The 11,666-nt window shown below is 70.8% G+C and carries 13 protein-coding genes; 6 read left to right on the forward strand and 7 right to left on the reverse strand.

The genetic code is table 11. From position 1 onward, the window contains the following. Positions 1 to 25: 25 nt before the first annotated feature. Both ACGFNV_RS10330 and ACGFNV_RS10335 read right to left on the reverse strand, forming a co-directional pair. Positions 26 to 613: a sigma-70 family RNA polymerase sigma factor gene (locus ACGFNV_RS10330; protein ID WP_393621090.1), complete on the reverse strand. Its 588-nt coding sequence runs from the start codon at positions 611 to 613 to the stop codon at positions 26 to 28. A gap of 355 nt (positions 614 to 968) precedes the next feature. After that, entirely contained in the window at positions 969 to 1,580 is a 612-nt protein-coding gene (locus ACGFNV_RS10335) for a response regulator transcription factor (RefSeq protein ID WP_003948568.1), read from the reverse strand. Positions 1,581 to 1,961: 381 nt separating this feature from the next. Here ACGFNV_RS10335 and ACGFNV_RS10340 point away from each other — a divergent pair, with 381 nt between their 5' ends. After that, positions 1,962 to 2,291 (forward strand): WhiB family transcriptional regulator, encoded by a 330-nt coding sequence (locus tag ACGFNV_RS10340; RefSeq protein ID WP_133927605.1) that lies wholly within the window; start codon positions 1,962 to 1,964, stop codon positions 2,289 to 2,291. 144 nt (positions 2,292 to 2,435) lie between these two features. Here ACGFNV_RS10340 and ACGFNV_RS10345 read toward each other — a convergent pair whose 3' ends face one another. Further along, on the reverse strand, positions 2,436 to 3,353 hold the full coding sequence (locus ACGFNV_RS10345) for a LysR family transcriptional regulator (RefSeq protein ID WP_393621092.1): 918 nt from the start codon (positions 3,351 to 3,353) through the stop codon (positions 2,436 to 2,438). 81 nt (positions 3,354 to 3,434) lie between these two features. Here ACGFNV_RS10345 and ACGFNV_RS10350 point away from each other — a divergent pair, with 81 nt between their 5' ends. From ACGFNV_RS10350 to ACGFNV_RS10360, 3 genes are all read left to right on the forward strand, one after another. Beyond that, positions 3,435 to 4,103, forward strand: coding sequence for an MOSC domain-containing protein (locus ACGFNV_RS10350; protein WP_393621094.1), 669 nt, complete (start codon positions 3,435 to 3,437; stop codon positions 4,101 to 4,103). Between the two features lie 229 nt (positions 4,104 to 4,332). Then, complete coding sequence (locus ACGFNV_RS10355) at positions 4,333 to 5,106, forward strand: SDR family NAD(P)-dependent oxidoreductase (RefSeq protein WP_393621096.1); 774 nt, start codon at positions 4,333 to 4,335, stop codon at positions 5,104 to 5,106. 86 nt (positions 5,107 to 5,192) lie between these two features. Further along, complete coding sequence (locus ACGFNV_RS10360) at positions 5,193 to 5,900, forward strand: ester cyclase (protein WP_393621098.1); 708 nt, start codon at positions 5,193 to 5,195, stop codon at positions 5,898 to 5,900. A 110-nt stretch (positions 5,901 to 6,010) separates the two neighbouring features. Here ACGFNV_RS10360 and groL read toward each other — a convergent pair whose 3' ends face one another. Continuing rightward, entirely contained in the window at positions 6,011 to 7,636 is a 1,626-nt protein-coding gene (gene groL / locus ACGFNV_RS10365) for a chaperonin GroEL (protein ID WP_393621100.1), read from the reverse strand. A 137-nt stretch (positions 7,637 to 7,773) separates the two neighbouring features. After that, entirely contained in the window at positions 7,774 to 8,082 is a 309-nt protein-coding gene (gene groES, locus ACGFNV_RS10370; RefSeq protein ID WP_003998759.1) for a co-chaperone GroES, read from the reverse strand. Positions 8,083 to 8,338: 256 nt separating this feature from the next. Between groES and ACGFNV_RS10375 the strand changes: the two genes are divergently transcribed. Beyond that, entirely contained in the window at positions 8,339 to 8,602 is a 264-nt protein-coding gene (locus tag ACGFNV_RS10375; protein WP_393621102.1) for a hypothetical protein, read from the forward strand. 12 nt (positions 8,603 to 8,614) lie between these two features. Here the strand turns inward: ACGFNV_RS10375 and ACGFNV_RS10380 are convergent, their stop codons facing one another. Together ACGFNV_RS10380 and ACGFNV_RS10385 are read right to left on the reverse strand one after the other, a co-directional pair. Then, complete coding sequence (locus tag ACGFNV_RS10380; RefSeq protein WP_393621103.1) at positions 8,615 to 9,430, reverse strand: polysaccharide deacetylase family protein; 816 nt, start codon at positions 9,428 to 9,430, stop codon at positions 8,615 to 8,617. After that, the gene (locus ACGFNV_RS10385; RefSeq protein ID WP_393621105.1) at positions 9,427 to 10,368 is read right to left on the reverse strand and encodes a polysaccharide deacetylase family protein; all 942 of its coding nucleotides are present in this window, start codon (positions 10,366 to 10,368) and stop codon (positions 9,427 to 9,429) included. Before ACGFNV_RS10385 ends, ACGFNV_RS10380 begins: the two co-directional genes overlap by 4 nt. 91 nt (positions 10,369 to 10,459) lie before the next feature. Here ACGFNV_RS10385 and ACGFNV_RS10390 point away from each other — a divergent pair, with 91 nt between their 5' ends. Further along, positions 10,460 to 11,644, forward strand: a complete 1,185-nt coding sequence (locus ACGFNV_RS10390) for a methyltransferase domain-containing protein (RefSeq protein ID WP_393621107.1) — start codon at positions 10,460 to 10,462, stop codon at positions 11,642 to 11,644. Positions 11,645 to 11,666 lie beyond the last annotated feature (22 nt).

The following is an 11,666-nucleotide window of genomic DNA, read 5'->3' on the forward strand; positions in this document are numbered from 1 at the left end:
CCGCAAGGGAGTACCGCCGCTGGCGCTACTGCTCGGCGAGCGCGCGCAGGCGGCTGAGCGCCCTGTGTTGTGCCACCCGTACCGCGCCGGGTGACATTCCCAACATCTGGCCGGTCTCCTCGGCCGTGAGGCCCACCGCGATCCTCAGCAGGAGCAGTTCGCGCTGGTTCTCGGGCAGGTTGGCCAGCAGTTTCTTCGCCCACTCGGCGTCGCTGCTGAGCAGGGCGCGCTCCTCCGGGCCGAGGGAGTCGTCCGGCCGCTCCGGCATCTCGTCGGAGGGGACGGCTGTCGAACCCGGGTGGCGCATGGCCGCGCGCTGCAGGTCGGCGACCTTGTGGGCGGCGATGGCGAAGACGAAGGCCTCGAAGGGACGGCCGGTGTCCCGGTAGCGGGGCAGGGCGAGGAGGACCGCCACGCAGACCTCCTGGGCCAGGTCCTCCACGAAGTGGCGGGCGTCGCCCGGCAGGCGGGACAGACGAGTGCGGCAGTAACGCAGGGCGAGGGGGTGGACGTGGGCGAGCAGGTCGTGCGTGGCCTGCTCGTCGCCGTCGACGGCGCGGTGGACGAGCGCACCGATCGCCCCATGGGCAGTGACCGCCTCGTCCTCGCGCATCGGACCATGGTGCCTTGCGGCCGCACGGTCCGTGGCACCGCCTTCGTGGTTGTGCACCGAAGCGTTATGAGCAGGTGCGCCGGAACTCATCCCCTGCGCCCTCCCCTTCCGCTCGACCGACTTGTCCGCGAGGAACTCCACACCCTCAAGGATGCGGCATCCGCGGCGAAACGAGCAGCGGGCACCTGGCGAGCCCGGTCGTCACCCCCGCCCACCTGCGGTGAGCGGGGTTTTCCCGGACTTCCGTACCCCCGCTGCGACACACTCTGCACGGCCTGCGGCTCCGGCGGGTCCCGCCGCACCGGCGGGCCCCACCTGCCGTCGCCTTCCTCCGGCCCGGTCGGCCGGAGCGGCTTCAGCGGACCAGACCCCACCGGAAACCGAGCGCCACCGCGTGGGCCCGGTCCGAGGCGCCCAGCTTCTTGAACAGCCGCCGCGCGTGGGTCTTGACGGTGTCCTCGGAGAGGAACAGCTCGCGGCCGATCTCGGCGTTGGAGCGGCCGTGGCTCATGCCCTCCAGCACCTGGATCTCACGCGCGGTGAGCGTCGGGGCGGCGCCCATCTCGGCCGAGCGCAGCCGACGCGGGGCGAGCCGCCAGGTCGGGTCGGCGAGGGCCTGGGTCACCGTGGCGCGCAACTCCGCGCGGGAGGCGTCCTTGTGCAGGTAGCCACGGGCTCCGGCGGCGACGGCGAGGGCCACGCCGTCCAGGTCCTCGGCGACGGTGAGCATGATGATGCGCGCACCGGGGTCGGCGGACAGCAGCCGCCGGACGGTCTCGACGCCACCCAGTCCGGGCATGCGTACGTCCATCAGAATCAGGTCCGAGCGGTCGGCCCCCCAGCGGCGGAGGACTTCCTCGCCGTTGGCCGCCGTCGTCACGCGCTCGACGCCGGGCACGGTCGCGACCGCGCGGCGGAGCGCCTCTCGGGCAAGCGGGGAGTCGTCGCAGACGAGGACGGAAGTCATGGCCGCCCTCCGCAGCTGATGCGCGTCACCTTGTGCCTCCAGGCTGGTACGAAATCGTCACCTGTGCGGTCGACCGTCTCGGACGCTTGCCCGAGCTCTTGTGTTTTCAACCGCCTCCGCACTCTCAACGACGGTCACTCGAAAGAGTTACGGGGCCACATGCCGTCTTCGGCACTCTACGTGAGGAGGCCAACACGGTGCAGACATGCGCGACAGACCCACAACGTTTCATCACAACCTATGCCCCATTCAGACCCTTTTCTTCCCATTTCTTGGTGTCTGAGGCTAGATTCTAAATGAGTCATATTTTCATCTCCTTAGATGGTAGATGTACGGTCGTGAGCACCGTATCCGCTCAGAACGGCTGCAAGGGGTCACGCAATGGCAGATTTCTCCCGCCTTCCCGGACCGAACGCGGACCTGTGGGACTGGCAGCTGCTGGCTGCCTGTCGCGGGGTGGACAGCTCGCTCTTCTTCCATCCGGAGGGCGAGCGCGGAGCGGCTCGGAGCGCTCGCGAGAACTCGGCCAAAGAGGTCTGCATGAGGTGCCCGGTACGCGCCCAGTGCGCGGCGCACGCGCTGGCGGTGAGAGAGCCGTACGGCGTGTGGGGCGGGTTGACCGAGGACGAGCGCGAGGAGCTGATGGGGCGGGCGCGCAACCGGCTGGTGTCGGCATCGACGACCGGCGGGGACACCGCCTCGAACACCTGAAGGAACGTTTCTGCATAGACGGGGCACAGACAGGGACCCAAACAGGACACGCACGGGGCACACGCGAAACACGGGGCGTTCACGCGCAAAAACGCAGGGCACGCGCACGCGTGCCCTTATTGGTGCCCCCACGGGCCCTCGCGCTCAGTGCCCCACGGGCCCTCGCGGCCGCTCCGCCGCCACGGCCAGCTGTTCCAGCGTCGCCACCACCGCCGGCACCTGCGCCAGATCGGGCAGCGTCAGCGCCACGATCTCCCGCCGCACCGCCGGTTCCAGCGTCACCGTGCGCGCCCCCCTGGGCCGTACGGACTCGACGGCGAGCTGGGGCAGGACGGCGACACCCAGTCCGGCGCCCACGAGTCCCACCACCGCCGGGTAGTCGTCGGTGGCGAAGTCGATGCGGGGCGTGAAGCCCGCGCTCTCGCACACCTCCACCAGTTGGCCGCGACAGCGGGGACAGCCCGCGATCCACGGCTCCGCGGCGAGTTCGCCGATGGCGACGGACTCCGCGCGCGCGAGCCGGTGCCGTTCGGGGACGAGGGCGACGAGCCGGTCCGTCAGCAGCGGCCGTACGACCAGGTCGTCCCATTCCTCCACGCCCGCCGCACCCTCGTAGCGGAAGGCGAGCGCGAGGTCGCAGTCGCCCTGGCGCAGCATCTCGACGGAGGCCGGCGGTTCGGCCTCCTCCAGGGAGACGCGGGTGCCGGGGTGGGCGGCGCGCAGGGCGGCGAGGGCGGTCGGGACCAGTGTGGAGCTGCCGCTGGGGAAGGAGACCAGCCGGACGCGGCCGGCCCGCAGGCCCGCGATGGCCGCGACCTCCTCCTCGGCCGCGGTGAGCCCGGCGAGGATGCCGGTCGCGTGCCGCACCAGCGCCTCGCCCGCCTGGGTCAGGCGCATCTCGCGGCCGCTGCGGATCAGCAACGGCGTGCCGACCGATGTCTCCAGGGCCTTCATCTGCTGACTGACGGCGGGCTGGGTGCAGCCGAGTTCGCGGCCGGCCGCCGAGAAGGAGCCGGTGGTGGCTACGGCGCGCAGCACGCGCAGATGACGGGCCTCGATCACCCCTAGAGCATAAGCGAGCCTTGGGTACGGCGCCGAATAATGCGTCGACGCTTGGGGTGCCGGTCACCTACCGTGCGGGCCATGAAGCTTCTTTCCTTGAACCTGGGCCGACCGAGGTCCGTGCCGTACACGGACCAGGCGGAGGGCCTGACCGGCATCGACAAGCAGCCGGTCCAGGGGCCGGTACGGGTTGCGGCCCCCGGGCCCAAGGGGGTCGGGGCGAGCGGGCTGGCCGGGGACGCGGTGTGCGACACCCGCCACCACGGCGGCGACGACCAGGCCGTCTACGCCGTGGCCCGCGAGGACCTCGACGACTGGGAACGCGAACTGGGGCGCCCGCTGGCCAGCGGCTCGTTCGGCGAGAACCTCACCACGGAGGGCCTCGACGTCTCCGGCGCGCGGATCGGTGAGCGCTGGCGCATAGGTCCCGAGGTGGTGCTGGAGGTCACCTGCGGACGGATTCCCTGCCTGACCTTCCAGGGCCATCTGGGTGAGCAGCGGTGGGTGAAGCGGTTCACCGCCAAGGGCGCGCCCGGTGCGTATCTGCGCGTCGTCCAGCCGGGTGACATCCGCGCGGGCGACCCCGTCGAGGTCGTGCACCGCCCCGACCACGACGTGACCGTCGCCCTCCAGTTCCGGGCGGTGACACGGGAACGGAAGCTGCTGCCGCAGCTGCTCGCGGCGGGCGAGGCGTTGCATCCGGAGTCGCTGGCGGAGGCGCGGAGGTACGTGGAGAAGTACGGGGGCTGATGTCCTGGCGGCGGGCGCGGGGTGGGCCCGTGCGGTACCGGCGCCGGGCGGGGAGGCGGGACACCTGTGCTGCGGGCGCCGTCGAGAGCCAGGACGCTTGCCCACTGTCGCCGACCCGGGGCAGGGCGCCTGACGTGCGGTCATCCGGGACCGGTGGGGATGAGGGCACCCCCGCGTCCGACCAGGCGCCGGAGCGGATCGGGGCGGTCCGGGTAACTACGCTTGGGCCATGACAACGGCTCTGATTACGGGATCGACCGCGGGCATCGGCGCCGCGTTCGCGCGGCGACTGGCGGCGGACGGGCACGACCTGGTCCTCGTCGCACGGGACACCAAGCGGCTGCGGGAGCAGGCGACCGAACTGCACGACCGGCACGGCATCGAGGCGGAGGTGCTGACCGCCGACCTGGCGACGGACAAGGGCATCGAGGTGGTGGCCGACCGGCTCGCCAACCGCAGGAACGCCGTCGACCTGCTGATCAACAACGCCGGCTTCGGCAACAAGGGCCGCTACCTCGACGTATCGATGTCCGACGAACTGAAGATGCTCAAGGTGCACTGCGAGGCGGTGCTGCGGCTGACCTCGGCGGCGACGGAGGCGATGCGGGAGCGGGGGCGCGGCGGAGTCGTGAACGTGGCCTCGGTCGCCGCGTTCGTGCCCCGGGGTACGTACGGGGCGTCCAAGGCGTGGGTCGTGCAGTTCACCCAGGGTGCGGCGCGGGATCTGGCGGGCAGCGGGGTGCGGCTGATGGCGCTGTGCCCGGGGTTCGTACGGACGGAGTTCCACCAGCGGGCCGGGATGGGGACGGACAACATCCCGGGCTGGATGTGGCTGGACGCGGACAAGCTGGTGGCGGCGGCGCTGAACGATCTGGCGCGGGGGAAGTCGCTGTCCATCCCGGATCCGCGGTACAAGGCGCTGATGGGCCTGGTGAAGGTGACCCCGCGCTCGCTGCTGGGCGGGATCAGCTCGAAGACGGGGCGCAAGTACGGGCCGCAGTGAGCGGTTGGCCGTAACGGGTGACGTCGACGCTCCGGTGGGAAGATGGGCGTGACGGAACCGGACCCAGGGGGGCCGGAGGCGGTGTCATGACGTTCGTACAGCTCATCGACTGCAGGACCAGCCGGTTCGACGAGATGGACCGGCTGATGGACACATGGGTCGAGCAGACCAAGGGGAAGCGGACGGCGACGCACGCGGTGGTCGGCAAGGACCGCTCGGACGCGTCGCACTTCATCGAGATCGTGGAGTTCCCGTCGTACGAGGAGGCGATGCGGAACTCGAACCTTCCGGAGACCGACAAGATATTCCGGGATCTGGTGGCGCTGTGTGACGAGATGCCGACCTTCACCGATCTGGACGTGGTGCGGGACGAGCAGCTGGACGCGGAAACCGCCCGACGGTTCTTCGACACGGTCGCGATCCACGGGAACCTGCCGCCGCTCGACGGCCTGATCGCGGAGAGCTACCACGACCACGATCCGGCGAACGAGCAGGACACCATCGGGATGGACGCGATGCGGCGGGAGGTCGAGATGTGGCGCAGCGGCTTCGACTTCGCCTTCTCCGTCGAGGACCAGATCGCCCAGGACGACCGCGTGTGCAGCCGCTGGACCTGGCGCGGCACCCACAAGGGTGAGTTCATGGGCCTTCCCGCCACCGGGAAGCAGGTCACCATGACCGGCTCGACCATCCACCGGTTCAGTGACGACGGAAAGATCGCCGAAGCGTGGTGGCAGTACGACCGGCTGGGGCTGATGGCACAGCTGGGGGCGCTGGACGCACTGGAGAGGTAGGGGACGGACCCGGGACCAGGGGCCTGGGTCACAAGGTCGCCCGCGAGGGGAGAAGCCCCCGTTCCGGTTGCGGGACGGGGGCTTCTTCGTGGCCTCGGTGCTGACGTACGTCAGTGCGCGTGGCCGTGGCTGTGACCGCCGGCGGCCGGCTCTTCCTCTTCCTTCTTCTCGACGACCAGGGTCTCGGTCGTGAGGAGGAGGGAGGCGATGGAGGCGGCGTTCTCCAGGGCGGAGCGGGTGACCTTCACCGGGTCGATGACGCCGGCCTTGACCAGGTCGCCGTACTCGCCGGTGGCTGCGTTGTAGCCGCTGCCCTTCTCGAGCTCGGCCACCTTGGAGACGATGACGTAGCCCTCGAGGCCGGCGTTCTCGGCGATCCAGCGCAGCGGCTCGACGGCGGCCTTGCGGACGACCGCGACACCGGTGGCCTCGTCGCCGGTCTTGTCGAGGTTGCCCTCGAGGACCTTGACGGCGTGGACCAGCGCGGAGCCACCACCGGAGACGATGCCCTCCTCGACCGCGGCGCGGGTCGCGGAGATGGCGTCCTCCAGACGGTGCTTCTTCTCCTTCAGCTCCACCTCGGTGGCGGCGCCGACCTTGATCACGCACACGCCGCCGGCCAGCTTCGCGAGGCGCTCCTGGAGCTTCTCGCGGTCCCAGTCGGAGTCGGTGTTCTCGATCTCGGCCTTGATCTGGCCGATGCGGCCCTCGACGTCCGCCTTGTTGCCGGCACCGTCGACGATCGTGGTGTCGTCCTTGGTGACGGTGACGCGGCGGGCGGAGCCGAGCACGTCCAGGCCGGCCTGGTCGAGCTTGAGGCCGACCTCCTCGGAGATGACCGTGGCGCCGGTGAGGACGGCCATGTCCTGCAGCATCGCCTTGCGACGGTCACCGAAGCCGGGCGCCTTGACGGCGACGGCGTTGAACGTGCCGCGGATCTTGTTCACGACCAGCGTCGACAGGGCCTCGCCCTCGACGTCCTCGGCGATGATCAGCAGCGGCTTCGAGGCGTTCGCCTGGATGATCTTCTCCAGCAGCGGAAGCAGGTCCGCGATGGAGGAGATCTTGCCCTGGTGGATGAGGATGTACGGGTCCTCCAGGACGGCCTCCATGCGCTCCTGGTCCGTCACGAAGTACGGCGACAGGTAGCCCTTGTCGAAGGCCATGCCCTCGGTGAAGTCCAGCTCCAGACCGAAGGTGTTGGACTCCTCGACGGTGATGACACCGTCCTTGCCGACCTTGTCCATCGCCTCGGCGATGAGCTCGCCGACCTGCTGGTCCTGGGCGGACAGCGCGGCCACGGCGGCGATGTCGGACTTCTCGTCGATCGGGCGGGCCGAGGCGAGCAGGTCCTCGGACACGGCCTTGACCGCCGCGTCGATGCCCTTCTTCAGCAGCGCCGGGGAGGCACCCGCGGCGACGTTCTTCAGGCCCTCGCGGACGAGCGCCTGGGCCAGCACGGTGGCGGTGGTGGTGCCGTCACCCGCGATGTCGTTGGTCTTGGTCGCCACCTCCTTCACCAGCTGGGCGCCGAGGTTCTCGTACGGGTCGTCGATCTCGACCTCGCGGGCGATGGTGACGCCGTCGTTGGTGATGGTGGGGGCGCCGAACTTCTTGTCGATGACGACGTTGCGGCCCTTGGGGCCGATCGTCACCTTGACCGTGTCGGCAAGCTTGTTGACGCCGCGCTCGAGGGCGCGACGGGCGTCCTCGTCGAACTTCAGGATCTTCGCCATGGGAGCGTAGCCCTCTCGGAAAAATGGGAACGAAAACGAACTGCGCCCCGGGCGCCCGGCTGATTAATGGTCGCGGGGGCCAGGGGCGCAGATCAAAGCAATGTGCTTCGGTTAGGAAGCCGATGAAGCCTGGTGAATTACTTCTCGATGATCGCGAGCACGTCGCGAGCCGAGAGGACGAGGTACTCCTCGCCGTTGTACTTCACCTCGGTGCCGCCGTACTTGCTGTAGAGCACGATGTCGCCGGTCTTGACGTCGAGCGGGAGGCGCTCGCCGTTCTCGAAGCGGCCCGGGCCCACGGCCAGGACGACGCCCTCCTGGGGCTTCTCCTTGGCGGTGTCCGGAATGACCAGGCCAGAGGCCGTGGTCTGCTCGGCGTCCAGCGGCTGGACCACGATGCGGTCCTCGAGCGGCTTGATGGCAACCTTGGAGCTGGTGGTCGTCACGATCCGACCTCCCCCTTCGGAGATCTCACGGGGTTAACTGTCTGAGGTGGCGACCAGGTCGATCCGTCGTCGCGGGTGCCGGACCTGCCCGTCGCGTTGTTGGCACTCTCCAGGGGGGAGTGCCAGAGCTGAGACTATGACCGCGATTAGCACTCGGTCAAGCGGAGTGCCAATCCCGTGGGGCGCGGCGCGCTCGCGTGCGCCCTTGCGGGCGACGATCAAGCGCCGACCGGGCTGATTTTCGTACCGTTCCCTCATGGGGTCTCGTTCTTCGCCGGCCGACGGCTGCGTGCTCGCCGTCCTGCTGGTCGCGGAAGTCGCCTTCGGGTACGTGTTCGCGCTGATCTTCGCGTGGGCGGGGCATCCGACGGGGATGCTGGTGTGGATGGGCGTGATGGCGCTGACGGCGCTGGGGGCCGCCGCCCTGCTGTTCCGGCGCGGTTACAGCGGCACCGGGGCTGCGCAGCTGATGGTGGCGGCGCTCCTGGTGGCTTTCGCGGCGCTGGCGTACGACCGCTGAGGCCGATCGGCGCTACAGGTAGTCCTCCAGCCGTCCCACGGTCAGTCCCCGCCCCTGGATCTCCCGCAGCAACCGCGTCGTCCGTTCCCGCAGGGTCGGGCCGGTCGCCTCGCCGGAGGCGACCGAGACGATGTCGCCGGGCCGCAACCGGCGTTCGCCGTCGCCGAAGACGAGCGCGCCGTTCTCCGTCGAGGCCCGCCACAGCACGACCGCCGCGATGCCGCAGTCGGCGGCCGCGCGCAGGGTGGTCGCGTCGTACGTGCCGTAGGGCGGGCGGAAGAGGCGGGGGCGCAGGCCGAAGCGGGACCTGAGCTTGTCCTGCTGGCCGCAGATCTCGGCGCGTTGCCCCGCGTAGGGCAGGCCGCGCAGGGAGGGGTGGTCGAGGGTGTGGTTCTGGATGGTCGCGCCGACGGAACGCAGGCGCGCGAAGTGGCCGTAGCCCGGGCCGACGACACTGTCCGTGAGGAACATGCTCACCGGAAGCCGCAGTTCACGGACCATGTCGACGAACCGGGGGTCCCGTTCGGAGCCGTCGTCATAGGTCAGGAACACGACCTTGTCGCGGGTCGGTACGTGGTCGACGACGGGCGGGAGACCGCCGCGCCCCGCGTCGGCGCCACCGGCGGCGGACCGCGCGGGCGGCTTCGGGGCGGGGGGCAGCGGAGCCGCCAGGCCCCAGCGGGCGTAGGGGCGCTCCCCGGCCGGTTCGTGCGGCCGTACGCGCTGGGCCGCCTTCTTGCCCAGCCGCTCGATCGGGTCGACGGACTGGGCGCAGCCGGTGAGGAGTACGGCGGCCGCCAGCACGCCCGCCCACAGTCGCCGCCTCACAGGTAGTCCTCGAGCCGAGCCACCGCGTACCCCTTCTCCGTGACCTTGTTCAGGAACCGGCGGATCATGTCGGGCATCGTGCCCTTCCAGTCGCGCCGGCCGCGGAAGTGGCTGAGGACGATGTCGCCGGGATGCAGGGCGCCGTCCCACTCGCGGTACTCCCAGTGGTCGACGAAGACCTCCTCGTCCCACAGCGGCGCGTACTTGATGCCGCAGGCCTTCGCCGCGCGCAGGGTGGCCTGGTCGTAGTCGCCGAAGGGCGGGCGGAAGAGGGTCGGGCGCCTGCCGTAGCGCTTCTCGATCACGTCCTGCATGCCGCAGATCTCGCGCTTCTGGCGGGCGTAGGACAGCCCGGGCAGGTAGGGGTGGTGCAGGGTGTGGTTGCTCAGGGTCACTCCCGCGGCCTGCATCCTCGCGAAGTAGCCGTAGTTCTCCTTCACCAGGTAGTCGCTGAGGAAGGCGGTGTACGGCACCTTCAGCTCGCTCATCATGCGCAGGAACGCCGGGTCCTTCTCGGCGCCGTCGTCGATGGTGAGGAAGACGACCTTCCGCTTCGTGGGGACAGTGGTGAAGACGGGCGGCAGGCCCAGTTCCTCGTGGTCGTCGACCTCGAAGCCCTCGCGGGTGGTGATCCTCGGCTTCTTCGCGGGCGCCGGCGGGGGCGTGAGCGGGACCCGCCGCAGTCCCCAGTGCCTGGCCGCGGCGAGGCGGGCCTTGTACGCGGCGCGCAGTTCGGTGGCGTAGGCGTCGAGGGCGCGGGCGGCGGGGGCCTGGAGGCGCTGCTGTCGGCCCGGGGCGGGGTTGGCCTCGGGGCTGTCGGCGGGGTCGGCCCGGCCGCAGCCCGAGAGGACGGCCGCGGCGGTGACGGCGGCGAGGACACCGCGACGCAACCCGCGCCGACACGCCCGGCTTTTATCGTTTTGTACGACCACTCGCATGGTGCCGGATCCTCGCAGCCCCCGCCGCGGAACCCACCCCGACACCGCGGGCCGCGGGCACGCCGTCCACCGACTGGCCCACAATGACCCGGTGAACGACCCTCTCCTCGCCTTCGCCGCCCTGCTCACCCCCGAGGGCCGCGCCCTCCTCGACGAGGTGCGCGGCACCGACCCCGCCCAGGAGCTCGCCGTCGCCACCCGGCTGCGCCGCGAGCACCCCGCCGAGCTGGTGTCGGCGGCGCTCGGCCAGGCGCGGCTGCGGCAGCGGGCGGCGGCGAAGTTCGCGGCCGAGGACGCGGAGCGCATGTTCTTCACGCCGAACGGGGTCGAGCAGTCGACGCGGGCGAGTGTGGCGACGTACCGGGCGATGTGCTTCCGGGCGCTGGGGGCGCAGTCCGTGGCGGACCTGTGCTGCGGGATCGGCGGGGACGCGATCGCCTTCGCCCGGGCCGGGATCCGGGTGCTCGCGGTGGACCGGGATCCGCTGACGGCGGCGGTGGCGCGCGCGAACGCCGACGCGCTCGGGCTCGCGGACCTGATCGAGGTACGGGAGGCCGACGTCACGGAGGTGGACACGCACGGGTACGACTGGGTGTTCGTCGACCCGGGCCGGCGGGGCGGTCGCGGGCGCGTCTTCGACCCGGAGTCCTACTCGCCGCCGCTGTCCTGGGCGGTCGAGACGGCCCGCAGGGCCCCCCGGGCCGCTTTGAAGATCGCTCCCGGGATTCCGCACGAGATGATTCCCGCCGACGCCGAGGCCGAGTGGGTCTCCGACCGGGGCGACGTCAAGGAGGCGGTGCTGTGGTTCGGCGCCGCGGTCCCCGGTGCGCGGCGGGCGGTGTTGCTGCCCTCGCTCGCGGCCGTGCGGGCCACGCCCGACACGATGCTGCCCGACCCCGAGGTCCGGCCCGTCGGGCGGTACCTGTACGAGCCGGACGGCGCCGTCATCCGCGCCCATCTGGTCGCCGAGGTGGCCGAGGACGTGGACGGCGGGCTGATCGACCCCACCATCGCCTACGTCACCGCGGACGAGCTGCACGTGACGCCGTACGCCACCGCCTACGAGATCACCGACCAGCTCCCCTTCAACGTCAAGAAGCTGAAGGCCCTGCTCCGGGAGCGCGAGGTCGGCGTCCTCACCGTGAAGAAGCGGGGGTCGGCCGTCGAGCCCGAGGAGCTGCGCCGCAAGGTGAAGCCGCAGGGGCCCCACTCGGCGACGGTGTTCCTGACCCGGGTGGCGGGAGCGCCGACGATGCTGGTGGGGCGGCCGGTCTAGGAACTCCTCGGGCCGGGGCGGC

Origin of the sequence: Streptomyces sp. NPDC048751 (assembly GCF_043198595.1) — a bacterium.
Classification (GTDB): Bacteria; Actinomycetota; Actinomycetes; order Streptomycetales; family Streptomycetaceae; genus Streptomyces.